21 protein-coding genes and 1 tRNA gene are annotated in these 25,305 nt (G+C 69.3%); 7 read left to right on the plus strand and 15 right to left on the minus strand.

Annotation, left to right across the window (positions count from 1 at the left end):
• Positions 1–222 precede the first annotated feature (222 nt).
• Positions 223–2,205, plus strand: coding sequence for an acetate--CoA ligase (gene acs / locus ACWIBS_RS02470; RefSeq protein ID WP_376128535.1), 1,983 nt, complete (start codon positions 223–225; stop codon positions 2,203–2,205).
• A gap of 113 nt (positions 2,206–2,318) precedes the next feature.
• Here acs and ACWIBS_RS02475 read toward each other — a convergent pair whose 3' ends face one another.
• Positions 2,319–2,786, minus strand: coding sequence for a RidA family protein (locus ACWIBS_RS02475; RefSeq protein ID WP_376131345.1), 468 nt, complete (start codon positions 2,784–2,786; stop codon positions 2,319–2,321).
• 2 nt (positions 2,787–2,788) lie between these two features.
• Positions 2,789–3,004 (minus strand): hypothetical protein, encoded by a 216-nt coding sequence (locus ACWIBS_RS02480; RefSeq protein ID WP_376131342.1) that lies wholly within the window; start codon positions 3,002–3,004, stop codon positions 2,789–2,791.
• Positions 3,005–3,111: 107 nt separating this feature from the next.
• Here ACWIBS_RS02480 and ACWIBS_RS02485 point away from each other — a divergent pair, with 107 nt between their 5' ends.
• The 4 genes from ACWIBS_RS02485 to ACWIBS_RS02500 all read left to right on the plus strand — a co-directional run bounded on the left by ACWIBS_RS02485 (position 3,112) and on the right by ACWIBS_RS02500 (position 7,674).
• Complete coding sequence (locus ACWIBS_RS02485; protein WP_376131339.1) at positions 3,112–5,826, plus strand: transglycosylase domain-containing protein; 2,715 nt, start codon at positions 3,112–3,114, stop codon at positions 5,824–5,826.
• Positions 5,826–6,755, plus strand: coding sequence for a metallophosphoesterase (locus tag ACWIBS_RS02490; protein ID WP_376131348.1), 930 nt, complete (start codon positions 5,826–5,828; stop codon positions 6,753–6,755). The genes ACWIBS_RS02485 and ACWIBS_RS02490 overlap by 1 nt, the downstream gene beginning before the upstream one ends.
• A 60-nt stretch (positions 6,756–6,815) precedes the next feature.
• Positions 6,816–6,892 (plus strand) — tRNA-Pro (locus tag ACWIBS_RS02495).
• A 20-nt stretch (positions 6,893–6,912) separates the two neighbouring features.
• The gene (locus ACWIBS_RS02500; RefSeq protein ID WP_376131336.1) at positions 6,913–7,674 is read left to right on the plus strand and encodes an HAD-IIB family hydrolase; all 762 of its coding nucleotides are present in this window, start codon (positions 6,913–6,915) and stop codon (positions 7,672–7,674) included.
• 550 nt (positions 7,675–8,224) lie between these two features.
• Here the strand turns inward: ACWIBS_RS02500 and ACWIBS_RS02505 are convergent.
• A complete protein-coding gene (locus ACWIBS_RS02505; RefSeq protein ID WP_376131333.1) occupies positions 8,225–9,532 on the minus strand; it encodes an alpha-hydroxy acid oxidase in 1,308 nt (435 codons plus the stop codon).
• Between the two features lie 10 nt (positions 9,533–9,542).
• Positions 9,543–10,277: a FadR/GntR family transcriptional regulator gene (locus tag ACWIBS_RS02510; protein WP_376131330.1), complete on the minus strand. Its 735-nt coding sequence runs from the start codon at positions 10,275–10,277 to the stop codon at positions 9,543–9,545.
• A 76-nt stretch (positions 10,278–10,353) separates the two neighbouring features.
• Here ACWIBS_RS02510 and ACWIBS_RS02515 point away from each other — a divergent pair, with 76 nt between their 5' ends.
• Positions 10,354–11,247: a DUF1295 domain-containing protein gene (locus tag ACWIBS_RS02515; RefSeq protein WP_376125608.1), complete on the plus strand. Its 894-nt coding sequence runs from the start codon at positions 10,354–10,356 to the stop codon at positions 11,245–11,247.
• A gap of 4 nt (positions 11,248–11,251) precedes the next feature.
• Here ACWIBS_RS02515 and galE read toward each other — a convergent pair whose 3' ends face one another.
• The 6 genes from galE to ACWIBS_RS02545 form a co-directional block, all read right to left on the minus strand.
• On the minus strand, positions 11,252–12,271 hold the full coding sequence (galE, locus tag ACWIBS_RS02520; RefSeq protein WP_376125605.1) for a UDP-glucose 4-epimerase GalE: 1,020 nt from the start codon (positions 12,269–12,271) through the stop codon (positions 11,252–11,254).
• 108 nt (positions 12,272–12,379) lie between these two features.
• On the minus strand, positions 12,380–13,033 hold the full coding sequence (locus tag ACWIBS_RS02525; protein WP_376125602.1) for a thymidine kinase: 654 nt from the start codon (positions 13,031–13,033) through the stop codon (positions 12,380–12,382).
• A gap of 59 nt (positions 13,034–13,092) precedes the next feature.
• On the minus strand, positions 13,093–13,518 hold the full coding sequence (locus ACWIBS_RS02530; RefSeq protein ID WP_376125599.1) for a pyrimidine dimer DNA glycosylase/endonuclease V: 426 nt from the start codon (positions 13,516–13,518) through the stop codon (positions 13,093–13,095).
• A 10-nt stretch (positions 13,519–13,528) separates the two neighbouring features.
• A complete protein-coding gene (locus ACWIBS_RS02535; protein WP_376125596.1) occupies positions 13,529–15,004 on the minus strand; it encodes a malate:quinone oxidoreductase in 1,476 nt (491 codons plus the stop codon).
• 37 nt (positions 15,005–15,041) lie between these two features.
• Positions 15,042–16,118: an aspartate-semialdehyde dehydrogenase gene (locus ACWIBS_RS02540; RefSeq protein WP_376125594.1), complete on the minus strand. Its 1,077-nt coding sequence runs from the start codon at positions 16,116–16,118 to the stop codon at positions 15,042–15,044.
• 23 nt (positions 16,119–16,141) lie between these two features.
• Entirely contained in the window at positions 16,142–17,428 is a 1,287-nt protein-coding gene (locus tag ACWIBS_RS02545; protein ID WP_376125591.1) for an aspartate kinase, read from the minus strand.
• 105 nt (positions 17,429–17,533) lie between these two features.
• Between ACWIBS_RS02545 and ACWIBS_RS02550 the strand changes: the two genes are divergently transcribed.
• Entirely contained in the window at positions 17,534–18,025 is a 492-nt protein-coding gene (locus tag ACWIBS_RS02550) for a hypothetical protein (protein ID WP_376125589.1), read from the plus strand.
• Positions 18,026–18,045: 20 nt separating this feature from the next.
• Here ACWIBS_RS02550 and ACWIBS_RS02555 read toward each other — a convergent pair whose 3' ends face one another.
• Genes ACWIBS_RS02555 through ACWIBS_RS02575 form a run of 5 tightly spaced genes read right to left on the minus strand, consistent with a single transcriptional unit; the run spans position 18,046 to position 25,217 of the window.
• Positions 18,046–18,978, minus strand: coding sequence for a DMT family transporter (locus tag ACWIBS_RS02555; protein WP_376125586.1), 933 nt, complete (start codon positions 18,976–18,978; stop codon positions 18,046–18,048).
• Positions 18,975–19,571: a recombination mediator RecR gene (gene recR / locus ACWIBS_RS02560; RefSeq protein WP_376125583.1), complete on the minus strand. Its 597-nt coding sequence runs from the start codon at positions 19,569–19,571 to the stop codon at positions 18,975–18,977. Before recR ends, ACWIBS_RS02555 begins: the two co-directional genes overlap by 4 nt.
• A 3-nt stretch (positions 19,572–19,574) precedes the next feature.
• Positions 19,575–21,911 carry a DNA polymerase III subunit gamma and tau gene (locus ACWIBS_RS02565; RefSeq protein ID WP_376125580.1) on the minus strand — a complete coding sequence of 779 codons (2,337 nt, stop codon included), beginning with the start codon at positions 21,909–21,911 and terminating at the stop codon, positions 19,575–19,577.
• 58 nt (positions 21,912–21,969) lie between these two features.
• Positions 21,970–24,489 (minus strand): glycoside hydrolase family 65 protein, encoded by a 2,520-nt coding sequence (locus ACWIBS_RS02570; protein ID WP_376125577.1) that lies wholly within the window; start codon positions 24,487–24,489, stop codon positions 21,970–21,972.
• Entirely contained in the window at positions 24,486–25,217 is a 732-nt protein-coding gene (locus ACWIBS_RS02575) for an HAD family hydrolase (protein WP_376125573.1), read from the minus strand. Before ACWIBS_RS02575 ends, ACWIBS_RS02570 begins: the two co-directional genes overlap by 4 nt.
• Positions 25,218–25,305: the final 88 nt, after the last annotated feature.

A 25,305-nucleotide genomic window follows, 5' to 3' on the forward strand; every position in this document is an offset into this window, starting at 1 on the left:
GGATGTGCGGTGTCGAATGCCAGAATCGAATGTTCGGCCGGTCCCGAGCATAAGCGACGCGTCGGGCCGCACCCAACACCTGGAGAAGTATTCAGAGTGATATATCGGTCGTGTCCGCCACCCACTATCGGAGGTAGTGGGTCCGCAGCACCGCCGGTAGATTGCCTCGTCGAGGTCACCGGTGTCCGGAACGACCCCCACCGCAGCAAAGGAGCGCGACCGATGAGCGACATCACCACGGGCAGCCAGATCGACCACCTGCTGAACGAGACGCGCCGATTCGCCCCCTCCGAGGCGTTCGCCGCCGACGCCGTCGCGACACGGTCGCTGTACGACGAGGCCGCCGCCGACCGCGACGCCTTCTGGGCGGCACGGGCGCGCGAACTGCACTGGCACAAGCCGTTCACCGACGTGCTCGACTGGTCGAACCCGCCGTTCGCGAAGTGGTTCGACGACGGTGAGCTGAATGTCGCGTACAACTGCCTCGACCGGCACGTCGAGGCCGGCAACGGCGACCGCGTCGCACTGCACTGGGAGGGCGAGCCGGGCGATTCCCGCACCGTGACGTATGCGGAGCTCACCGACGAGGTCAAGCGCCTCGCGAACGTGCTCGGCGACCTCGGCGTCGGCGCGGGCGATCGCGTCGCCATCTACCTGCCGATGATCCCCGAGGCGATCGCCGCGATGCTCGCCGTCGCGCGGATCGGCGCGATCCACTCCGTCGTCTTCGGCGGGTTCTCGGCCGACAGCCTGCGCTCGCGCATCGACGACGCGGGCGCCAAGCTCGTCATCACCGCCGACGGCGGATATCGCAAGGGCAAGGTCTCGCCGCTCAAGCCCGCCGTCGACCAGGCCCTCGCCGACCGCAACGGGTCGGGCGTGCAGGAGACCGTCGAGCACGTCCTCGTCGTGCGCCGCGGCGAGAACGACGTGGACTGGACCGAGGGCCGCGACCTGTGGTGGCACGACGTCGTGCCGCAGGCTCCGGCCGAGCACGAGGCTCAGGGCTTCCCGTCCGAGAACCCTCTGTTCATCCTGTACACCTCGGGCACGACCGGAAAGCCCAAGGGCATCCTGCACACGTCGGGCGGCTACCTCACGCAGGCCGCCTTCACCAACAAGGTCGTGCACGACATCCACCCCGAGACCGATGTGTTCTGGTGCACCGCCGACATCGGCTGGGTCACCGGTCACACGTACGTGACGTACGGGCCGCTCGCCAACGGCGCGACACAGGTGCTCTACGAAGGCACGCCCGACACGCCGCACCCCGGCCGGTGGTGGGAGATCATCGAGAAGTACGGCGTCACGATCTTCTACACCGCTCCCACGGCCATCCGCTCGTTCATGAAGATCGGGCGCTCCGTGCCCAAGAAGTACGACCTCTCGTCGATCCGCCTGCTCGGCTCGGTCGGCGAACCCATCAACCCCGAGGCGTGGATGTGGTACCGCAAGGTCATCGGAGGCAAGGCGGCGCCCATCATCGACACGTGGTGGCAGACCGAGACGGGCGCGACGATGATCTCGGCGCTGCCGGGCATCACCGAGACCAAGCCGGGGTCGGCGCAAGTGCCGATCCCCGGCATCTCGATCGACGTCGTCGACGAGGACGGCTCGCACGTCGGCAACGGCAACGGCGGACTGCTCGTGGTCACCGAACCCTGGCCGAGCATGCTGCGCGGCATCTGGGGCGACCCCGACCGATTCGTCGAGACGTACTGGTCGAAGTTCCAGGACCAGGGCTACTATTTCGCCGGCGACGGGGCGCGTCTCGACGACGACGGTGACGTGTGGCTGCTCGGACGCGTCGACGACGTCATGAACGTGTCCGGCCACCGCCTGTCGACGACCGAGATCGAGTCGGCCCTCGTGGGCAACGAGGCCGTTGCCGAGGCCGCCGTCGTCGGGGCGGCCGACGAGACGACCGGTCAGGCCGTGGCGGCGTTCGTCATCATCAAGCAGAGCTACCTCGCCGAGCATGCACCCGAGGGCCTCGCGCAGTTGCTGCGGCAGTGGGTCGGCGAGCAGATCGGCCCGATCGCGCGACCGCGCGACGTGTACGTCGTCGACGAGCTGCCCAAGACCCGCTCGGGCAAGATCATGCGGCGCCTGCTGCGCGACGTCGCCGAGGGCCGCGAGGTCGGCGACACGACGACCCTCGCCGACACCGCCGTGATGTCGGTCATCAGCGCTCAGGTGCGCTGACCCCCGGCGTCCCCTCGCCACTGACGCCGAGACTGCAACGGGGCGCCGAGACAGCGGGGTAACCCCGCGGTTTCGGCGCCCCGTTGCAGTCTCGCGGTCAGAGGGTCAGGGGGTCAGGCGACGGAGAAGACGACCTCGACCTCGACGGGAGCGTCCAGCGGCAGGGCCGACACGCCGACGGCCGAGCGGGCGTGAGCGCCCGTGTCACCGAAGACCTCGGCGAGCAGCTCGCTCGCGCCGTTGATGACGCCGGGCTGGCCGGTGAACTCGGGCACCGAGGCGACGAAGCCGGTCACCTTGACGACGCCCGAGAGGCGGTCGACGCCGCCGACGGCGGCCGCGGCCGCCGCGATCGCGTTGAGCGCGCACTGACGCGCGTAGCCCTGAGCATCGGATGCCGCCACCAGGCCGGCACCCTCTCCGACCTTGCCGGTCGCCAGCAGCGACCCCGCGACGATCGGCAGCTGACCGGCCGTGTAGACGAGGTCGCCGTGCGCCTTGGCGGGGACGTACGCCGCGACGGGCGGGACGACCTCGGGCAGGTCGATGCCGAGCTCGGTGAGTCGGGTGGAAACAGTCATGGTCAGGCTCCCTCGAACTGCGTCGCGGCGGCGGCCGCGGCATCCAGTCCCGCATTGGCGGCGCCGCCGCCGGTGGGACGCTTGAAGTAGGCGACGAGACCGCCCTCGGGACCCGGCACGACCTGCACGAGCTCCCAGCCCTGCTTGCCCCAGTTGTTGAGGATCGCAGCGGTGTTGTGGATGAGCAGGGGCGTCGTGAGGTACTCCCACGTCGTCATACGGACTCCTCGATGGCAGAAGAACAGCGGTGGAAGACCGGATCGCAGCGGCAAAAGCGCACGCGCCGTCGGGGGAAACCTCAGGTAGCTCCCTTACGATCAACCCTATGCCTGGAACGAAACGAACGGCCACCGGTGTGCTCGGCGGCCTCGCGGGTCTGGTCGGTCTGAGCGCTGTCGCGGGCCTTCTCGTGACCGCCACCGTCACCCCGGCCATCGCCGTCAGCGGCGCTGCGGCATCGAGTGCGCTCGACATGTTCGACAACCTGCCGAGCGTTCTGGACATCGAGAAGCTCATGCTCCCCTCGACGCTCATCGTCACCAACCCCGAGACGGGCGAGGAGCAGGAGTTCGCGAAGTTCTACGACCAGAACCGCTCCCCCGTCGAGTTCAACGAGGTCGCGACCGTCTTCTACGACGCGATCCTCTCGTCGGAAGACCCGCGCTACTACCAGCACGGCGGTGTGGACCTCATCGGCACGACGCGCGCCGTGCTGTCGAACGTGCAGGGCGGCGGCGAGACGCAGGGCGGCTCGTCGATCAGCCAGCAGTACGTCAAGAACGTGCTCGTGCAGCGCTGCGAGGCCAACGCCACCGCGACCGAAGAGAAGTCTCGCGAAGAAGTGCTCACGGACTGCTGGACGGATGCCACGACGGCACAGGGAGCCGAGGGCATCCAGCGCAAGCTGCAGGAGATGCGCTACGCCATCTCGCTCGAGCAGAAGTACTCCAAGAACGACATCCTGCTCGGCTACCTCAACATCGCCAACTTCGGCGGCACCACCTACGGCATCGACGCCGCCGCGCGCTTCTACTTCGGCGTCTCGGCAGCTGACCTCAACGTGTCACAGTCGGCGACGCTCGCCGGCATCGTGCAGAACCCCAACACGTACCGCATCGACAGGCCCGCCGGATCGATCTTCGACCGCGACGGCAACGCTTACAACAAGGCGGCCGACGGCATCATCGACGACATCGACGAGGGGCAGTTCGGCCCACTCAAGGCCCTCCTCAACGACGGCACGATCACCGAAGAGCAGTACGTCGCGGCGGCCGACCCCTACAGCGCGACGAAGGGCCGCCAGCTGTACGTGCTCAGCCGCCTGCTCGGCGACGGCAAGATCACGTACGACGACTATGTCGCCGCCGTCATCGAGCCGATCACGCCGAACATCCACGAACCGACGATCGGATGCGCCGCGGCTGGCGGCGCCGCGTACTTCTGCCAGTACGTCAAGAACACGATTCTCGCCGACGAAGCGTTCGGCGAGACCCCCGACGACCGCATGCGCACGCTGCAGCGCGGTGGCCTCAAGGTCTACATCACGATGGACCCGCGCATGCAAGCCGCCGCGGAGCAGACGATGCGTGAGATCGTGCCGAGCTCGGTCGAGGGCTGGGTCAACCCCCAGACCGGAATGCTGGGCTCATCGACCGTCAGCATCGACAACACGACCGGCCGCATCCTCTCGATCGCCCAGAACACGGTGTTCAGCGAGGCGGCCAACGTCGTGGGTGACCCGAACTTCTCGTCGCTCGTGTACGCCGGCGACCACGTGACCGGCAAGTCCGGCGGCTTCAACGCGGGGTCGACGTTCAAGATCTTCACGCTCCTCGGCTGGCTCGAGGCGGGCAAGTCGGTCAACGAGACGATCAACGGCGTCAACCGCGTCTTCCCGCGCATGACGAACTCGTGCACAGGCGACTGGGTCAACATGGAGCGCCACAAGATCGGCAACTTCGGCAATGCCGGCGGCTGGGTCGGCACGCCGATGCGGTTCACGTCGACGTCGCTCAACTCCGGCTACCTCGCGATGGCCGAGCAGCTCGACCTGTGCGACATCGCCAAGATCGCGACCAAGATGGGCGTGCAGACCGGTAACGGGCAACCGATCACGATGTCGGGCGCCAACAAGGTCATCGGCGACGACAACATCTCGCCCGTCGCGATGGCCGGTGCGTACGGCACGGTCGCCAACAACGGCGTCTACTGCCAGCCCAAGGTCATCGACCGCGTCGTCGACTTCGACGGCGTCGAACTGCCGATCCCCGAGCGCACGTGCACGACCGTGCTCGAGCCGGCGGTCGCCTCGACCGCGGCCCTTGCCCTCGCTGGCGTCATGAACGGCGGCACGGGCTCGGGCGCGAACCCGCGCAACGCCCCCGTGCTCGGCAAGACCGGTACGCACCAAGAAGTCCAGTCCTGGATGGTCGAGTCCTCGACGCGCGTCTCGACGGCGGCGTGGGTCGGCAACAGCGACGGCCTTGGCGACATCTTCCGCAAGTACGCCAACGGCTACCGCCTGTCCGACATGCGCTACCCCCTGGCGCGGCAGACCCAGTTCGCTGCCAACCAGCTCTACGGCGGCGACCAGTTCTCGCGTGAATACGGCGAGCTGACGCGCCAGGTGCTGCGCGACCTCCCGAACGTCGTGGGCATGTCGGTCGATCAGGCCCGCGCCGAGCTCGAAGGAGCAGGCTTCTCGGTCAACGTCGGCGACCCCGTCGACGGCACCGAGGCATCAGGCACCGTCGCCCAGCAGGACCCCGGTGCAGGCCGGGTACCCGCCGGCACGACGGTCACGATCCGACCCAGCAACGGGCAGGGTGTCGCCGTGCCCGACGTCAGCGGAGCATCACTGAACGAAGCCAAGGGAAGACTGCGTGATGCGGGCTTCGGCAACGTCTCCGACGGCACGTGCACCGAGAACGGCGACATCGACGGCGACGGACGACGCGTGACGGCCACCGACCCCGCCGCCGGCACCGTCCTGAACCGCAACTCGGCCGTCTCCGTGAACTACGCCGCCCGCAAGTGCTGATCGGCTCGGCCCGCTCGAGCGCTCTCGCGACCCTCGGGATCGTGGGGGCGCTCGGCGCCGGAGCCGCAGTGTGGGGCATCGGCATCGAGCGGTACCTGTTCACGCTGCGCACCCACGAACTGCGGCTGCTTCCGCCGGATGCCGCACCCCTTCGCATCCTGCACATCTCGGACGCCCACATGGCGCCCTGGCAGCATCGCAAGCAGCAGTGGATCGCCCGGCTCGCCGAGCTCGAACCCCATCTCGTCGTCGACACGGGCGACAACCTCGGGCACGCCGACGGGCTGCGCGGCATCCGCCGTGCCTATGACCCGCTCCGCGGCGTGCCGGGTGTCTTCGTGCACGGCTCGAACGACCACACGGCGCCGAGCCCGCGCAACCCGTTCAAGTACTTCAGCGGCCCCTCGAAGATCACGCGCACCGAGGTCGACCTCGACACCGCGGCGCTCGATGCCTATCTGCGCGACGACCTCGGCTGGCTCGACCTGAACAACGACGCCGGATCTCTGCATGCCGGCGATCTGCGCATCGACGCCTTCGGCGTGCGTGATGCCCACCGCTCCTGGGACCGGCTCGGCGCCCTGCCTCCACGCCTCGACGAACTGCGCGCGGACGGCACGGCCGATCTCACGATCGGCGTGACGCACGCTCCCTATCGCCGCGTGCTCGACGCGTTCACCGATCTCGGTGCCGACATGCTCTTCGCGGGGCACACGCACGGCGGGCAGGTGCGGTTGCCCGGAGTCGGCGCCCTCGTCGCCAACTGCGACATCCCCCTCGATCAGGCGCGCGGGCTCAGTGCCTGGGCGCACGACGGACGCGTCGTTCCCCTCAACGTGAGCGCGGGCCTGGGGCATTCGATCTACGCTCCCGTGCGATTCGCGTGCCGTCCCGAAGCGTCGCTGCTCACGCTTCTGCCGCGCGGCTGACGGCGTTCGAAGCACTCTCGCCGATCGGGTAGACTCGTGGGGTTGCCGTGCGAGCGGCGACGGGGTGTGGCGCAGCTTGGTAGCGCGCTTCGTTCGGGACGAAGAGGCCGCAGGTTCAAATCCTGTCACCCCGACCAGATCTTTCTCGGAGGATGCAGTGACCGTCCGTCTCGTCGCCTTCGACCTCGATGACACCCTCGCACCGTCCAAGAGCGCGATCGATCCGCGCATCGGCGACCTGCTCGTCGCTCTCGCCGAGCGCGTCGAGGTGGCGATCATCTCGGGTGGCCAGCTCGCCCAGTTCACGGCCCAGGTCATCGATCGACTGCCGGATGCCGCGAATCGCTGCCTCGACGCCTTCCACCTGCTGCCCACGTGCGGCACGCAGTACTACCGGCTCGCGCCGGAGGGCGTCGTGACGGTCTACGCCCACGCGCTGACCGACGACGAGAAGACCCGCGCACTCGCCGCGGTCGAATCCGAAGCACGCCGCCTGGGCCTGTGGGAACCCGACCCCTGGGGAGACATCCTCGAAGACCGCGGATCGCAGATCACGTTCTCGGCGCTCGGGCAGCGCGCTCCCCTCGAGGCCAAGACGGCATGGGATCCGACCGGCGAGAAGAAGAACACGCTGCGCGCCGCCGTCGCCGAGCGCCTGTCCGATCTCGAAGTGCGCTCGGGCGGTTCGACGTCGGTCGACATCACGCATCGCGGGATCGACAAGGCCTATGGCATGCGGCAGCTGGCCGAGCAGACCGGCATCCCGCTCGAGGACATGCTCTTCGTCGGCGATCGCCTGGACCCCGACGGCAACGACTACCCCGTCCTCGCAATGGGCGTCGAGTGCCGCGCCGTCGAGGGCTGGGAAGACACCGCGGCGCTGCTCGACGAGCTGATCCCCACACTGCCCCCGCGCTGACGCGCCGCTCACTTCTCGCGCGCGCGGCGCGTCAGCAGCGCGCTGCCCACTCAGCCGCGCGCTGCCCACCACCGTCGCGCTACCCCGCCACCGTCGCGCTACCCCGCGACCGTCGCGCTCCCCTGCCACCGTCGCGCTACCAAAACCTGCCGCCGCGATCGTTCTCTCGGTAGCGCGCGCAGGTTTCGGTAGCGCGACCACTCAGATCGGGAGCGTACGCAGGATTCGGTAGCGCGACCCGAACTCTGCCGCGCAGCGCGACCCACCACATCGGTAGCGCGCGCAGGTTTCGGTAGCGCGACCCGAACTCTGCCGCGCAGTGCAACCCACCGCATCGGGAGCGCACGCAGGTTTCGGTAGCGCGACCCACCACATCGGGAGCGTACGCAGGATTCGGTAGCGCGACCCGAACTCTGCGCGGCGGCGCGACCCGCCACATCGGTAGCGCGCGCAGATTTCGGGAGCGCGACCCGAACTACGCCGGGTAACGCGACCCGAGCTACGCCGGCGCAGCGCGACGCATCAACATCGGCGTCCCCGCCTGCGAGCGTCAGGCCGGGGTCTTGGCCTCGTGCGAGGCGGCGCGCACACGCGGTGCGCCCCCGGCCTCGGCTGCCGCGGGACCGCCGGCCAGCGGCAGCAGCCGCGTGAGCTGCGTCACGTGCCGCGGCTCGAGCTCGGCGAGCGACGAGACGCCCAAGAGCTTCATCGTGCGCTCGATCTCGTCGCGCAGGATCGCGATCGTCCGGTCGACGCCCGCGCGTCCGCCCGCCATGAGCCCGTACAGATACGCGCGGCCGATGAGCGTGAACTTCGCGCCCATCGCGATCGCGGCGACGATGTCGGCGCCGTTCATGATGCCCGTGTCGATCATGACGGTCGCGTCGGCGCCGACTTCGCGCACGACCTCGGGCAGCAGGTGGAACGGCACGGGAGCCCGGTCCAGCTGGCGCCCGCCGTGGTTGGAGAGGATGATCCCGTCGACGCCGGCGTCGATGAGTCGCTTCGAGTCCTCGACGTTCTGCACGCCCTTGATCACGATCTTTCCGGGCCAGAGGTCGCGGATGACCGCGAGGTCGTCGTAGCTGATCGTCGGGTCCATGGCGGCATCGAGCAGTTCGCCGACCGTTCCGCCCGTCGTCGACAGAGACGCGAACTCGAGCTTCGGCGTCGTGAGGAAGTCGATCCACCACCACGGACGCGGGATGGCGTTGATGATCGTGCCGATCGTGAGCTGCGGCGGGATCGAGAAGCCGTTGCGCTTGTCCCGCAGACGAGCACCCGCGACGGGGGTGTCGACGGTGAACTGCAGCGTGTCGAACCCGGCCTCGGCGGCGCGGCGCACGAGACCGTACGAGATCTCGCGATCGCGCATGACGTACAGCTGGAACCAGTTGCGACCGTGGGGATTCGCCTTGGCGACGTCTTCGATCGACGTCGTGCCGAGGGTCGACAGCGTGAACGGGATGCCGGCGGCCCCGGCCGCCCCCGCTCCGGCCGTCTCGCCCTCGGTCTGCATGAGGCGGGTGAAGCCGGTCGGCGCGATGCCGAAGGGCAGCGCCGAGGGACCGCCGAGGATCTCGGTCGACATGTCGACCTCGGCGGCGGGGCGCAGGATGTCGGGGTGGAACTCGACGTCCTCGAACGCCTGCCGTGCCCGTGAGAGCGAGAACTCCCCCTCTGCCGCGCCGTCGGTGTAGTCGAAGGCGGCCTTCGGCGTGCGGCGCTTGGCGATCGTGCGCAGATCGGCGATCGTGAGCGCGGCGTCGAGCCGGCGCTTGCGTCCGTCGAGCTCGGGCTTTTTGAACTGCATGAGCTCGAGCAGCTCGCTGGGCCGCGGAAGCTGGCGTTTCACCATGGTGCGCCTTTCAGGGGCTCGTGCGGGCCAAGCCCGCGTGAGCGTAGTAACCGGTGATGTGGTCGTGGACGAGTGTTCGCGCGAGCGGGGCATCCCCGGCATCGACAGCGGTGAGGATGGCCCGATGCTCGTCGCGCAGGCGCGCCGCCGTGGCATCCCAGTCGAGGATCTGCTCGGCGCCTTGCTGCACGTACGATTCGATCGCGGTGCGCAGCCCCGCCATCGTGGCGGCGATGACCTGATTGCCCGAGGCCTCGGCGAGCGCGAGGTGCAGTTGAGCGTCGAGCGCGAGGAACTCGGCCGGGGTCAGATCCGCGGACTCCATCGCGTCGAGGATCTCGTGCGCCTCGGCGAGCGAGCGATCGGGAGCGGACGCGAGCGCCTCGACGACGGCGGCCTCGAGCACGAGACGCGTCGCGACGACGTCATCGAGCGGAAATCCGTGCGCCGCGACCTGCAGGCGCAGCAGCACCGACATGCCGCCCTTCGGCGTCGCCGTGATGATGGCACCGGCCGTCGGCCCCGAGCCCCTCGCCGTGCGCAGGAGTCCCATCACCTCGAGCACGCGCAGCGCCTCACGGACGCTCGATCGACCGACTCCGAGGGATGCCGCGAGCTCGCGCTCGGGCGGAAGACGATCCCCCGGATGCAGACGGCCCTCGAGCAGATCGGACTCGATCGTCTCGAGAACGAGCCGCCACGCGCGTGCGGCGGGAAGTGCCGGCGTGGTCGGGGACGAGGACATGCGGAGCTCCGTTGCGTTTGTGGTCTGACCACGCTAGCGCGTGGTCAGACCACATGCAAGCCCTAAAGTGTCAGCCATGGATCCGCTCGTCGTCACGCTCATCGTCGCCGGCGCCGTATGCGCCTTCTGCTGGATCGCCTCGCTCATCACGAAGGACACCTCGTGGGTCGACCGGCTCTGGTCGATCGTGCCGGTCGTCTACGTGTGGATCTTCGCCGGGGCGGCCATCGCCGCGGGAGAGGACGCCGCGCGCCTGATCGTCATGGCGGTGCTCGTGACGGCATGGGGTGCCCGGCTGACGTTCAACTTCGCGCGCAAGGGCGGGTACACCGGCATGGAGGACTACCGCTGGGCGATCCTGCGCGCGCGGATGCGTCCCTGGCAGTTCCAGCTGTTCAACCTCTTCTTCATCGTGCTCTACCAGAACGCGCTGCTCGTGCTCATCACGCTGCCCGCATACATCGCGTGGCAGCATCCGGCGCCGTTCACGATCTGGGACGGCGTCTTCGCCGTCGCGTTCGCGGGCTTCCTCGTGTTCGAGACGGTCGCCGACCAGCAGCAGTGGGCCTTCCACGCGCGGAAGAAGCGCGCGGGCGGCCACCTCGAGCCCGGGTTCCTGACGGCCGGCCTGTTCCGCTGGAGCCGCCACCCGAACTTCTTCGCCGAACAGGCCCAGTGGTGGATGGTCTATGCGATGGGCGCCACCGCGGCCGTGGCATCCGGTCTGGGCTTGTGGGGAGGTGCGGTCAACGGGACGATCGTGGGCGCACTGCTGCTCACGGTGCTCTTCATCGGCTCGACGATGTTCACAGAATCGATCTCGGCCTCCAAGTACCCCGCGTACGCGGAGTACAAGCGCACGACCTCGATGCTCGTGCCGCTCCCGCCGCGCAAGCCCGCCGCGTCCTCGAAGAAGGCGCCCAAGAAGAAGCCCGCGAAGGCGCGCAAACCCGTCGCGCGGCCCGCATGACGGCTCAGACCGACGCGTACCCCTGCGGGTTCTTCGTCTGCCAATTCCAGTAGTCGCGGCAGGCATCGTCGATCGTGAGCCGCGTCTGCCAGCCCAGCTCGCTGCGAGCCTTCGTCGGGTCGCAGTACGTCGCCGCGACGTCGCCCGGGCGACGCTCCAGGATGACGCGAGGCAGCTCGCGACCCACCGCCGCCTCGAACGACGTGATCAGCTCGAGGACGCTCACGGGCACGCCCGTGCCGAGGTTGAACACGGCGAAGCCCGGCTCAGCCTTCTCGAGAGCCGCGACGTGCCCTTCGGCGAGATCCACGACGTGGATGTAGTCGCGCAGCCCGGTGCCGTCGGGTGTGTCGTAGTCGTCTCCGAACACGCCGATGCGATCGAGCGAGCCGATCGCGACGCGCGACACGAACGGCATGAGGTTGTTGGGGATGCCGGCGGGATCCTCGCCGATGAGTCCCGACGGGTGCGCCCCCACCGGGTTGAAGTACCGCAGCACCGTGACGTTCAGCTCGGGATGCACCCGCGCGACGTCGGCGAGCACGACCTCGTTCATGCGCTTGGACTTGCTGTACGCGTTCGACAGGTCTACGCTCGTCGCCGACTGCTCGGTGAAGGGCAGATCGGCCGGGTCGGAGTACACCGTGCCCGTGCTCGAGAAGACGAACGAGCGGATACCGTGGGCGAGGCCCGCGCGCAGCAGCGCGAAGGTCGTGTCGAGGTTGTTCGAGTAGTACTCCAGCGGCTTCTGCGTCGACTCCCCCACGGCCTTGAACGCCGCGAGGTGCACGATCGCGTCGATCGGGCCGTGGTCGGCGAACACCTGCTCGACGGCGACATCGTCGGCGGCATCCCCCACCACGAGAGGCACGGCACGGCCCGAGATCTCGGCGACGCGCTCGGCGGCGACGGCACTCGTTCCGGACAGGTCGTCGAGCAGCACGACATCGTGGCCGGCATCGAGCAGGGCGACCGCCGTGTGGGTTCCGATGTAGCCGGCTCCGCCGGCGAGGAGAACGCGCATCCCCCTAGCCTAGATGCGGGTCGTGTCCGTGCTGCGAAGCAGCGTGGAGGCGGCCCGGATCTGGATCGAGTAGCCGGCGGAGGCGGCGTGTCGACATCTCCTGCCCCGTCAGCCGAGCCGTCCTCCCGACTCGCTCAGATAGCACTCGGCGCACATCGACTCGTAGGTCACCCGGTCGCTCGACAGCTCGTCGATCGCGACCTGGTCGCCGTCGAACACGAACCGCCCGCCGACGAGCCGCGCGTTGAAGAGCGCCTTTCGTCCGCAGCGGCAGATGGTCTTGAGCTCTTCGAGACTGTGCGCGAGTTCGAGCAGCCGCAGGGAGCCCGGAAACGCTTCGGTGCGGAAGTCGGTGCGGATCCCGTACGCGAGCACCGGGATGCCGTCGAGCACGACGATCCGCAGCAGATCGTCGACCTGCGCGGCCGTGAGGAACTGCGCCTCGTCGACCAGGAGGCACGCGACATCGGCCGCGCGGCCCGACATCGACGCATCGGGGATGAGCGTCTCCACCGCGTCATGGCGCAGCCGCGAGCGATGAGCGGCGAACAGCGCCCGGAGGTCGTCGTCGGGACGGATGAGGAAGTCGACGGGCCGGGACATCCCCAGGCGCGACGAGACGTGGTCGGCGTCCTTCGTGTCGATCGCGGGCTTGGCCAGCAGCACGCGCTGACCGCGCTCTTCGTAGTTGTACGCCGCCTGCAGCAGTGCGGTCGACTTGCCGGAGTTCATCGCCCCGTATCGGAAGTACAGTTTCGCCACGTGCCGAGCGTAGTCGCGCCGAGGTCGCCTCGCGACGCGACGGTCGACGCAGGGATCCCCTACGGGCGCTCCCACGACGCGATGCCCCCGCGCACCTCGCGGAAGCTCGGCGCGGGGCGCGGCACCTCTCCGACGCGCGGCAGCCACGCGGCATCCCGCATCGCGACCTTCGCACGCAGGTGCCCGTGTTCATAGGCGAGCTGGCCGTCGGTCACGGTGATGCCGGGCGTGGCGGCATCCGGGCGCAGGATCCGCGTGCGGTCGAACGAGTATCCGCGGGCGGTCGCCTCGGCCCACAGCGCCTGCAGGAAGTGGCCGATCGCATCGATCGGCTCGGCGCACGCGTGGAAGCGCTCGAGCTGCGGATGCCGCGTGTAGCCGACCGTCGCGCCGGTGAGCACCTTCTGTGCGAGAAGCGCCTCACGCCAGCACGCGACGAGGCCGACCCGGTCGAGCATCTCGGGGTGCAGCGACCAGAGCCTCACGGTGCGGGTGTCAGGCCAGGATGGAGAGCGTTTCGGCCGTCTCGGCGATCGATGCCTCGGCCACGTCGGGTCGCGTGTTGAGGGTCTCGCCGTAACTGGGCACGAGCTCGCGCAGGCGGCCCTCCCACGCGGGCAGCTGCTCGGGGAAGCAGGTCTTGAGCAGTCCGAGCATGATCGAGACGGCCGTCGACGCTCCGGGCGACGCCCCGAGCAGACCCGCGATCGTGCCGTCCGCGCCCGTGATGACCTCGGTGCCGAACTGCAGGACGCCACCCTTCTTCGGGTCCTTCTTCATGACCTGTGCGCGCTGGCCGGCCTGGATGAGCGTCCAGTCCTCGTCCTTCGCGGTGGGCATGAAGGTGCGCAGGCTGTCGACCTTCTTCGCGTGGTCCTTCATCAGCTCGCCGACGAGATAGGTGATGAGCGAGGGGTTGTCGATCGCGACCTTCATCATGGGCCAGAGGTTGCCGGGGCGCACCTGCGCCACGATGTCGGTGATGCGGCCGTTCTTGAGGAACTTGGGGCTGAAGGTCGCGAAGGGGCCGAACAGGAGCGATGCCTCGCCGTCGACGACACGCGTGTCCAGGTGCGGCACCGACATGGGGGGCGCACCGACCGAGGCCTGCGAGTACACCTTGGCCTTGTGCTGCGCGACGATCGCGGGGTTCGTGGTCTTGAGGAACTGTCCGCCGATCGGGAAGACGCCGTATCCCGAGATCTCGGGAATGCCCGAGGACTGCAGCAGTTTCAGCGCCCAGCCGCCCGCCCCGACGAACACGAAGCGCGCATCGGTGAAGCCCGGCGTGTGACCGATCGTGTTGCGCCAGTTCAGGCGCCACGTGCCGTCCTTCCGGCGACGGATGCTGCGCACCTCGTGATTCGTGACGACATCGACGCCGCGGTCGCGGAGGTGGTCGAAGAGCTGACGGGTGAGCGCGCCGAAGTCCACATCCGTGCCGGCGGGCACGCGGGTCGCGGCGAACGGCTCGCCGGCGACGCGCTTGTCCATGAGCAGCGGAGCCCACGTGTTGATGACGCGGGAATCCTCGCTGTACTCGATCCCCGCGAACAGCGGCTGATCCTTGAGCGCCTCGTAGCGCTTCTTGAGGTAGGCGACATCCTTCTCGCCCCGCACGAACGTCATGTGCGGCGCGGGATTGATGAACGTCGAGGGGGCATCGAGCACGCCCTCATCGACGAGCGTCGACCAGAACTGCCGGCTCTGCTGGAACTGCTCGTTGATCGCGATCGCCTTGGCGGGGTCGACGGTGCCGTCGGGCCCTTCGGGCATGTAGTTCAGCTCGCACAGCGCGGCGTGGCCCGTGCCGGCGTTGTTCCACGCGTTCGAGCTCTCGAGGGCGACGTCGCCGAGTCGTTCGACGACGACGATCTTCCAGTCAGGCTGCAGCTCGGACAGCAGCGTGCCCAGGGTGGCACTCATGATGCCACCGCCGACGAGAACGACATCCACGGGTTCGGTCACCATACGATTCTAGGCGCGCCCGCGTGCACGCCCCGACCGCTCAGACTCCGACGCCGTCGCGGAGCGACGCGGCGACGAGTTCGGCGATCTGCACGGTGTTGAGCGCGGCGCCCTTGCGCAGGTTGTCGTTGCTGATGAACAGCGCAAGCCCCTTGCCCTCGGGCGCGGACTGATCGGCGCGGATCCGGCCGACGAAGCTGGGGTCCTTGCCGGCGGCCTGCAGCGGCGTGGGCACCTCGTCGAGCGCGACACCGGGCGCCTCGGCGAGAACGGCGCGGGCGCGCTCGGGCGAGATGTCGCGCGCGAACTCGGCGTTGATGCTCAGCGAGTGCCCCGTGAACACCGGAACGCGCACGCACGTGCCCGCCACACGCAGCTCGGGCAGCTCGAGGATCTTGCGGCTCTCGTTTCGCAGCTTCTTCTCTTCGTCGGTCTCGTCTTCGCCGTCGTCGACGATCGAACCGGCGAGCGGGATGACGTCGAACGCGATGGGGGCGACGTACTTCTCCGGCTGGGGGAAGTCGACGGCAGACCCGTCGTGCACGAGCCGGAGCGTATCGCCCTGCGCGAGGACGCCCTCGACCTGGCCGAGCAGCTCTTGCGCACCCGCGAGACCCGAGCCGCTGACGGCCTGATACGTGCTGACGATGAGGCGCTCGAGCCCGGCCTCGGCGTGCAGGGCCTTCAGCACCGGCATGGCGGCCATCGTCGTGCAGTTCGGGTTGGCGATGATGCCGCGCGTGGCTTCGGCGATCGCGTGCGGATTGACCTCGCTCACCACGAGCGGAACGTCGGGGTCGAGACGCCACGCGCTGGAGTTGTCGATGACGACCGCGCCGGCTTCCGCGAAGCGCGGGGCGTGCGCGCGGCTGCCCGTCGCGCCCGCCGAGAACAGCGCGATGTCGATGCCTGCGGGGTCGGCGGTCGCGACATCTTCGATGATGACGGTCGTGCCGCCGAAGTCGATCGACGTGCCCGCAGAGCGGGCCGTGGCGAACAGGCGCAGTTCGCGGATCGGGAAGTCGCGCTCGACGAGGATCTCGCGCATGACGGTGCCGACCTGTCCGGTGGCGCCGACGATGGCGAGGGATACTCCGGAGTCGGAGATGCGGGTCATGGTGTCGGGTCCTCTCGGGTGGCTCAGCGACCGGTTCCGGCGTGGACGATCGCTTCGATCTCGCCGTCGAGGTCGTAGGCGGTGTGCACGGCGCGAGCGGCCTCGGCCAGGTCGTCGCCGCTGACGACGACCGAGATGCGGATCTCGGACGTCGAGATCATCTCGATGTTGATACCGGCGATCGACAGCGCCTCGAACAGCGTCGCCGAGACGCCCGAGTGCGTGCGCATGCCGGCGCCGACGACCGAGAGCTTTCCGATCTGGTCGTCGTGCAGCAGGTTCTCGAATCCGACCTCGGCCTGCTCCGCGGCGAGGGCGCGCAGCGCGACGCTCGCCTCGATCTTGGGGACCGTGAACGAGATGTCGGTGCGTCCGGTGGTCGCCGCGGACACGTTCTGCACGATCATGTCGACGTTGGCGCCGGATTTGGCGACGACCTTGAAGATCTCGGCGGCCTTGCCCGGCACGTCGGGAACGCCGACGACGGTGACCTTGGCCTGGCTGAGGTCCGTCGCGACTCCCGCGACGATCGGCTCTTCCATCTGTTCTCCCTTTTCGCCGTCGGGAAGCGTCATTCCCGGTCCCAGCACGTAGGTCCCGACGCCCGAGCTGAAGGTCGAGCGCGCGTGGATGAGCACGCCGTGCCGACGCGCGTATTCGACGGCGCGGATGTACAGCACCTTCGCACCGTTTGCCGACAGCTCGAGCATCTCTTCGCTCGTGACCACCCGCAGCTTGCGCGCCTTCGGCACGACGCGCGGATCGGCGGTGAACACACCGTCGACGTCGCTGTAGATCTCGCAGGCGTCGGCATCCAGTGCCGCGGCGAGCGCGACGGCTGTCGTGTCGGTGCCCCCGCGGCCGAGCGTCGTGATGTCGCGCGTGTCGCGGTTGAACCCCTGGAAGCCCGCGACGATGACGATGGCGCCCTCGTCGAGCGCCTCGCGCAGGCGCACGGGCGTCACATCGACGATCCGCGCCGCGCCGTGCGTGGCATCGGTGATCATGCCCGCCTGGCTGCCCGTGAAGGATCGCGCCTCGAAGCCCATCGAATGGATCGCCATCGCCAGCAGCGCCATCGAGATGCGCTCGCCGCTCGAGAGCAGCATGTCGAGCTCGCGCGGGGCGGGGATGGGCGCGACCTCGGTCGCGAGTTCGAGCAGTTCGTCGGTCGTGTCGCCCATGGCGCTCACGGCGACGACGACGTCGTGGCCGGCGCGGCGGGTATCGACGATGCGCTTCGCCACGCGCTTGACGCCCTCGGCATCCGCGACAGACGACCCGCCGTATTTCTGGACGATCAGCGCCACGATGGAACTCCCCGGATGCACGGACGGATGCCGCACACAGACCTCCATCTTACGGAGCCGGCCATGCCCTCCCGCTCATGTGACGACGTCGCTAGAGTGCACGTCATGAGCGGGTTCCTGCAGGAGTGGAGCGAGTTCAACGTCGCGATGACGGGAGCCACGGCCGCTCTGGCGGGCCTGGTCATCGTCGCGGCGAGCGTCAACATCGGCGACATCGTCGCCTCCCGCCCCCTGACGGCTCGGCTCGGGTCGGCGATCGTGATGCTCGTCGTGGCGCTCATCGCCTCGGCCCTGGGGCTCGTGCCCGGCATCGACGGGCTGTGGTTCGGCGGTCTCGTCGTGGCGGCAGCCCTCATCGCACTGGGATTCCAGATCGCCACGGCGCGGGTGCTCGCCGCCGACCGGGATCCGCGCGACGGCGCACGATGGGCGAAGTCGCTCCTCGGGTTCGTTCCCGCGGTCGCCTATCTCGCCGCGGGTGTGCTCGCGCTCGCGGCGCAGCCGGCCGCTCTTGCGGTGGCCGCCGCCGGCGCCCTCCTCGCGATCGTCGGCGCGATCCTCGTCTCCTGGGTCGCGCTGGTCGAAGTGCTGCGCTGAGCGGCGCGGTCGAGGGCGGCTCAGCCGAGTGCGACGGGTGGGATGTCGCCCGGCGGCTTCTTGGCGCGAAGCGCGCCGCCGGTCGCCGCGAGCCAGCATCCGAGGATCACGAGCGGGAAGCCCACGATCAGCCCCGGCGTGATCTGCTCGCCGAGGATGATGACGCCGAGGATGATCGCCACGACGGGGTTGACGTAGGTGAACAGCGGCGCGCGCGACGGCCCGACGAGATCGATCAGCGCGAAGAAGACGATGAAGGCGACCGCGGTGCACACGACCGCGAGCAGGACGAGCGCCGTCGTGCTCTCGAGCGTCGGCATCTCGTGCTGCGTGAGCAGGGCGATCGGCAGATAGAAGATGCCGACGGCGGCGAGCGAGATCGTGATGGTCCCGAGCGCGGGGATGCCCTTGAGCTTGTGCGCGACGATGAACGGCGCGATCGCGTACCCGATGGCGACGAGCAGCAGCTCTCCGATGGCGATGAGGGCGCCCGGACCGCCGACGGCCAGGCCCGGACCGGCGACGATGACGGCGACCCCGCCGAAGCCGATCGCGAGTCCGATCACCCTCGACGGCTTCAGGACCGACCGGTCCCCCGCCGTGAAGGCGACGATCGCGGCGAACAGCGGCACCGTCGCGACGAGGAGTCCCGTGAGCCCCGAGGGCAGCGTCTGCTCGGCGTGGCTCAGGAGCAGGAAGGGCCCGGCCATCTCGACGGCCCCGAACACGAGCACCCAGCCGAGCTTCTTCCACGCGGGCCGCAGCGCTCCCTGCCGCATCGCGAACGGCAGCAGGATGAGGGCCGCGATGAGCGTGCGCCCGGCGACGACGGATGCCGGTGAGTACGAGTCGACCGCCTGCTTGATGAAGAGGTAGGGCATGCCCCACAGCAGGCACATCGCACCGAACAGCACCCAGGCTCGCGGAGTGAACCGCTGGAGTACGGCGGTCATCCGACCGACCGGCGCCCTTCGAACGCGCGACCGAGCGTGACCTCGTCGGCGTACTCGAGGTCGCCGCCCACGGGCAGACCCGACGCGAGCCGGGTCACGGCGATCTCGAGCGTGTGCAGCAGTCTGCTCAGATACGTCGCGGTCGCCTCGCCCTCGAGGTTGGGGTTCGTCGCGAGGATGACCTCTTGCACCGTGCCGTCGGCGAGTCGCTGCATGAGCTGCGTGATGCGCAGGTCGTCGGGGCCGACGCCGGCGATCGGGCTGATGGCGCCGCCCAGCACGTGGTAGAGACCGCGGAACTCTCGCGTGCGCTCGATCGCCGCGACGTCTTTGGCGTCTTCGACGACGCAGATGAGCGTCGCGTTGCGTCGCGGATCGCGGCAGATGCTGCAGCGGTCCTGCTCGGAGACGTTGCCGCACACATCGCAGAAGCGCACCTTCTCACGCACCTCGCTGAGCAGCTGGGCCAGGCGCGAGACATCGAACGACGGCGACTGCAGGATGTGGAACGTGATGCGCTGCGCCGATTTCGGGCCGATGCCGGGAAGCCGGCCGAACTCGTCGATGAGGTCTTGGACGATGCCGTCGTACATGGTCTATCCGAACTTCGTCGCGGGCGTGTAGGGCTCTTCTCGCACGAACGTCGCGCCGAGCATCTGACGCACGACCGCCTCGCCGTAGCGCTGCACGCCGTCGGCGCGACGCGGGGGTGCGATCCGCGGCGCCACGACGGGCGGCACCGGCACGGGGTCGAGCTGCTCGGCATCGATCTCGTCGTCATCGACCGGCTCGATCGACGGCGTCACATCGGCCGGAGGCAGCACGGCGCCGTCGTGCGCGAGGGTCATCGTGCGGGAGTGAGCGGATGCCGCATCCTCGGGTTCGTCGTCGACGGCGAGGGATGCCGCCACAACGCCTGTCCCCCGTGCGGAGGCCGCCCCCGGTGCCGGCGCATCGGGGGCCGCCGGCGCGTCGGGAGTCGCCGGAATAGGTGCGACGGCCCATTCGGTGACGGGCGAGGCCGACGGCGATGCGCGCCCGGGAGCGGGCGCCGTGCGTTCGGGCGCCGGCGAGCGCGGCACCGGGTCGGGCGAGAGGCCGGATGCGGGAGCTGGGCGCGAGGGACCGGGGCGATCGGAAGGGTCGTCGTCGGGCGGCGGCGGGTCGTCGGACGGCGGCGGTGCCTCGTCACGTCCCGCCGGCGGCGGGCCGTCGAGCCGCGTCCGGAAGCGCACCTGGACGCCGAGGGTGTCGGCGATCGCCTGACGCACGTCGACATGGGCGTCGGTGCCGCCCATGGCACGCGGCTTGAACCGCTCGAGGTCGCTCGCGCTGCGGAACGCGAGCGTGATGTTCGGCGCCGCGGGGTCGCCGTCGAGCTCGATGACGCGCGTCGCGGAGGCGAGCAGCCACGACGAGCGCCGCATCTGCTCGAGGCGCGAGAGCACTTCGGGCCACGCATCCTGAATGCGCTGCAGCGTGACCGGACCCGTGGCGACGGGCTCGGCCGCCGGTGCCGACACAGGAGATGCAGGTGCCGGCGCGGCGGGTGCCGGCGCGGAAGCGACGGGAGCCGGCGCAACGGGTGCCGGCGCGGAAGCGACGGGAGCCGGCGCAGCGGGTGCCGGCGCGGAAGCAGCCGGAGCCGGCACGGAAGCAGCGGGTGCCGGCGCGGAAGCGACGGGAGCGGCCGGTGCCTGAGCAGCGGGCGCGGGAGCGCCAGCGGTGGGAACCGGGGTGCGTGCTTCGGTCGTCGCCCGTGGCGACTCGGCCACCGCCGGTCCGCTCGCGAGGACGCGTGCGACCATGAGCTCGAGCTGCAGGCGCGGCGAGGTCGCACCCGTCATGTCGTCGAGCGTCGCGATGACGATGTCGGCCGTGCGCGACAGCCGTGCCGGGCCGAACGCATCGGCCTGACGGGTCATGCGTGCGAGGTCTTCTTCGGAGAGACCGCGCAGCACGGCGGAAGCGCCCTGGCCCGTCGCCGCAATGATGATGAGGTCGCGCAGCCGTTCGAGCAGGTCGTCGACGAAGCGTCGCGGATCCTGCCCCGTCTGCACGACGCGGTCGATCGCCGCGAACGCCCCGGCGGCGTCGTTCGCCGAGAAGGCGTCGACGACCTCGTCGAGAAGCTCGGCGTGGGTGTAGCCCAGCAGCGAGACGGCGCGCTCGTACCGCACGATCACACTGGCTGCACCGGTTCCTGAGCCCGTCGAAGGATCGGTTCCTGAGCCCGTCGAAGGATCGGAGCCGGCGATGAGCTGATCGAGCAGCGAGAGCGTGTCACGCGGAGAGCCGCCCCCGGCGCGCACGACGAGCGGCAGAACACCGGCTTCGACCTCGACGCCCTCGCTCGTGCACAGCTCTTGCACGTAGTCGAGCATCGCGGCGGGCGGCACCAGCCGGAAGGGGTAGTGGTGCGTGCGCGAGCGGATCGTGCCGATGACCTTTTCGGGCTCGGTCGTCGCGAAGATGAACTTGACGTGATCGGGGGGCTCTTCGACGAGCTTGAGCAGCGCGTTGAAGCCCTGCGGCGTCACCATGTGCGCCTCGTCGAGGATGAAGATCTTGAACCGGTCGCGCGCGGGCGCGAAGATCGCGCGCTCGCGCAGATCACGCGCATCGTCGACGCCGTTGTGGCTCGCGGCGTCGATCTCGACGACGTCGAGCGACCCGCCCCCGCCCCGACCGAGCTCGACGCAGCTGTCGCACGTGCCGCACGGGGTGTCGGTCGGCCCCTGCGCGCAGTTCAGACAGCGCGCGAGGATGCGAGCCGATGTCGTCTTGCCGCAGCCGCGCGGCCCCGAGAAGAGGTAGGCGTGACCGACGCGGTCGCCGCGCAGCGCCGTCATGAGCGGATCGGTGACCTGCGCCTGCCCGATCATCTCGCCGAAGGACTCGGGTCGGTACCGACGATAGAGGGCTGTGGTCACCCGCCTAGCCTACGGCGTGCCTCGGACACCGGAGCCGGTGCGGCACCGGCATCCGATCTCACGCGTCGACGCCGTGCTCGACGTCGGCCGCCATCCCGATGACCGGGATCGAGGCGGTGACCGTCGGCACCGAGGCCGACAGGATCGAGCCGTCCTCCCGCCGCGCTTCGCCGAGCTCCTGCAGCGACGGCCGGCCGGCGATGACGGGGCCCTGCCCGCGCAGCGGGACGACGACCTCTTCGTCCGATCCGACGACGTATCCCGTGCCGCGCACGCTGAATCCGACCGGGTCGCCGTCCGACGCGCGCACGCGCAGTTCGTCGCGCGTGACCTTCACCTCGAGGCGCGTGCCGTGCCAGTGCAGCACGTACTCGAGCGAAGGCCACGAGACCGGAAGCCGCGGGTCGAAGGTCAGCTCGCCGAAATGGTCGCGCATGCCGCCGAAACCGGACACGAGCGCGGTCCACACTCCCCCGGCCGACGCGACGTGCACGCCGTCCGCGGTATTGGCGTGCAGGTCGGCCAGATCGACGAACAGCGCCTGGCGGAAGTACTCCAGCGCGAGGTCCTGATAGCCGACCTCGGCCGCGAGAACCGCCTGCACGATCGCCGAGAGCGTCGAGTCGCCCGTCGTCAGCGGGTCGTAGTACTCGAAGTCGGCGAGTTTGTCCTCGGCCGAGAAGTGATTGCCCTGCAGGAACAGCGCGAGCACGACGTCGGCCTGCTTGAGCACCTGGTAGCGGTAGATGACGAGCGGGTGGAAGTGCAGCAGCAGCGGGCGCTTCTCGGGAGGCGTGCTCTCGAGATCCCAGATCTCGCGTTCGAGGAACACATGGTCCTGAGGATGGATGCCCAGGGCCGGGCTGAACGGGATGTGCATCGCCTCGGCGGCACGATCCCACGCCTCGGCCTCGTCGGGCTCGAGATCGAGGCGCTCGGCCATGAGCCGGTAGGCCTCGGGAGCGTTCTGCTGCATCTCGCGGACCGTCCGCGCCGCGAAGCGCAGATTGAAGCGCGCCATGACGTTCGTGAAGAGGTTGTCGTTGACGACCGTCGTGTACTCGTCGGGACCGGTCACGCCGTGGATGTGGAACGACTCGACGTCGATGCTGCCGTCGCTGACGCGCCAGAACCCGAGGGTCGCCCACAGGCGCGCCGTCTCGACCGCGATGTCGACGCCCTCGCGGTGGAGGAAGTCCATGTCGCCCGTCGCTCGGATGTACTTCGCCAGCGCGTAGCTGACGTCGGCGTTGATATGGAACTGCGCCGTGCCGGCGGCGTAATAGGCCGAGGCCTCTTCGCCGTTGATCGTGCGCCACGGGAACAGCGCGCCCGCCTCGTTCAGCTGGAAGGCGCGACGCCGTGCCGCGGGGAGCATGAGGTAGCGCATCCGCAGTGCGTTGCGCGCCCACAACGGCGTCGTGTAGGCGAGGAACGGGAGCACGTAGATCTCGGTGTCCCAGAAGTAGTGCCCGCTGTATCCGGAGCCGGTCATGCCCTTCGCCGGCACGCCGTGGGCGTCGGCCCGAGCGGCGGCCTGTGCGAGCTGGAAGAGACACCAGCGCGTCGCCTGCTGCAGGTCGTCGTGTCCGCCGATGCGCACGTCCGAACGCTCCCAGAACCGGTCGAGCCACGTCCTCTGGTCGGCGAAGATCGTGTCGACGCCGAGAGCGAGGGCGCGGTCGACCGTACGACGCGATCGGTCGACGAGCTCGCGCGCGGGCACGCCGCGCGACGTGTGGTAGCCGACGAGCTTCGTGATGCGGATCGGCACGCCCGCCTTCGCGTGGACGCGATAGACGTTCTTGGCGATGTCGGCGTCGACGAGGCGTCGCGTCTCGAACTCGTTCGCGGTCTCGACGATGTGATCGGCGACGACGGCGATCGTCATGCCCGACTCGCTCACGCGATACGACAGGCCCGAGCGGTCTTCCTCCTGCCAGTACTCCTGCGGCTGCAGGACGCGCTCCTCGAGCTTCTCGGTCTTGCGCGGATCGAAGCCGGCCTTCTTCGTGACGATCGGATTGCCGCCGTACACGTTCTCGCCGTCCTGGCGATTGATCACCTGGCAGCTGATCGTGACGGGAGCGTCGTCGTTGAGCACCGTGACATCCAAGCGCAGCACCGCGAGGTGCTTCTGGTCGAACGAGACGAGCCGCTCGTCTTCGACCCGTACCTCTTTGCCCGACGGCGTGACCCACAGCAACGACCGGCGCAGCACGCCGTCGCGCAGATCGAGGCTGCGCTCGTACTCGCGCAGATCGGCGATGTCGAGCGTGAGCGGCTGGTCGTCGACGTAGACCCGCATGACCTTCGCGTCGGGGGCGTTCACGATCGTCTGACCGACCTCGGCGAAACCGTACGCCTGCTCGGCATGACGGATCTGGAAGGTCTCGTGGAACCCGTTGATATAGGTGCCGTCCTCCTGCGCGTGCAGCCCCTCCGCGTGATTGCCGCGCAGTCCGAGGTAGCCGTTGGCGAGCGAGAACAGCGTCTCGGTCACGCCCGCGTCTTCGTCGGAGTACGAGCTCTCGACGAGACGCCACGGGTCGACGGGGAAGCGGTCGCGATCGATCACGGGACGAGCTCCTGCAGGTCGGCGACGACGACGTGGGCCCCGGCGTCGGTGAGAGCGGATGCGCCGACGCCGCGGTCGACGCCGATGACGAGGGCGAAGCCGCCGGCGACGGCGGACTGGACGCCGCTGATGGCGTCTTCGACGGCGACCGAACGGGCGGGATCGACCCCCAGCATCCGGGCCGCTTCGATGAAGACGTCGGGCGCGGGCTTGGAGGCGAGATGGTCGCGTTCGGCGATCACGCCGTCCATCACGACGGGGAATCGCCCGCGGATGCCGGCGACGTTCAGAACCTCTTCGGCGTTCTTCGAGCTCGAGACGACCGCGACCGGTGTGCCGGCGGCGTCGAGCACGTCGAGCACGGCGACCGAGCCCGGGTAGGGCGCGATGCCGTCTTCGCGCAGGACACGCTCGAACACGACGTTCTTCCGGTTGCCGATGCCGCACACGGTGTCGGCTTCGACGGGGTCGGACGGGTCTCCCCAGGGCACCTCGACATCGCGCGAGCGCAGCAGGCTCGCGACGCCGTCGTACCTCTTCTTGCCGTCGAGCGATGCGAAGTAGTCGGCGTCGCTGTACGGCGGCTCGATGTTCCACTGCGCGAACAGCTCTTCGAACATCGTCCGCCAGGCGTGCATGTGCACGTCGGCGGTGGGGGTGAGCACGCCGTCGAGATCGAACAGGACGGCGTCGTACGCGGAGAGATCGGGGTGCGGCTCGGTGGTCACGGGTTCCCTTCGACGGAGGAACGGCAGACGGGCTCGGCCCACCTTCGCGCCGTCATGCAAGCGTAATCGGCGCGCGCCGCGAGCGACA

This window comes from Microbacterium sp. NPDC055442 (assembly GCF_053644215.1).

What these genes read in the sequence shown, in the direction of transcription:
- ACWIBS_RS02480 (WP_376131342.1), bottom strand. Translation starts at nt 3,004, where the DNA reads ATGACGACGTGGGAGTACCTCACGACGCCCCTGCTCATCCACAACACC.
- recR (WP_376125583.1), bottom strand. Translation starts at nt 19,571, where the DNA reads ATGTACGACGGCATCGTCCAAGACCTCATCGACGAGTTCGGCCGGCTT.
- ACWIBS_RS02550 (WP_376125589.1), top strand. Translation starts at nt 17,534, where the DNA reads ATGAGCGGGTTCCTGCAGGAGTGGAGCGAGTTCAACGTCGCGATGACG.
- ACWIBS_RS02505 (WP_376131333.1), bottom strand. Translation starts at nt 9,532, where the DNA reads ATGGTGAAACGCCAGCTTCCGCGGCCCAGCGAGCTGCTCGAGCTCATG.
- acs (WP_376128535.1), top strand. Translation starts at nt 223, where the DNA reads ATGAGCGACATCACCACGGGCAGCCAGATCGACCACCTGCTGAACGAG.
- ACWIBS_RS02535 (WP_376125596.1), bottom strand. Translation starts at nt 15,004, where the DNA reads ATGGTGACCGAACCCGTGGATGTCGTTCTCGTCGGCGGTGGCATCATG.
- ACWIBS_RS02510 (WP_376131330.1), bottom strand. Translation starts at nt 10,277, where the DNA reads ATGTCCTCGTCCCCGACCACGCCGGCACTTCCCGCCGCACGCGCGTGG.
- ACWIBS_RS02475 (WP_376131345.1), bottom strand. Translation starts at nt 2,786, where the DNA reads ATGACTGTTTCCACCCGACTCACCGAGCTCGGCATCGACCTGCCCGAG.
- ACWIBS_RS02540 (WP_376125594.1), bottom strand. Translation starts at nt 16,118, where the DNA reads ATGACCCGCATCTCCGACTCCGGAGTATCCCTCGCCATCGTCGGCGCC.
- galE (WP_376125605.1), bottom strand. Translation starts at nt 12,271, where the DNA reads ATGCGCGTTCTCCTCGCCGGCGGAGCCGGCTACATCGGAACCCACACG.
- ACWIBS_RS02515 (WP_376125608.1), top strand. Translation starts at nt 10,354, where the DNA reads ATGGATCCGCTCGTCGTCACGCTCATCGTCGCCGGCGCCGTATGCGCC.
- ACWIBS_RS02485 (WP_376131339.1), top strand. Translation starts at nt 3,112, where the DNA reads ATGCCTGGAACGAAACGAACGGCCACCGGTGTGCTCGGCGGCCTCGCG.
- ACWIBS_RS02555 (WP_376125586.1), bottom strand. Translation starts at nt 18,978, where the DNA reads ATGACCGCCGTACTCCAGCGGTTCACTCCGCGAGCCTGGGTGCTGTTC.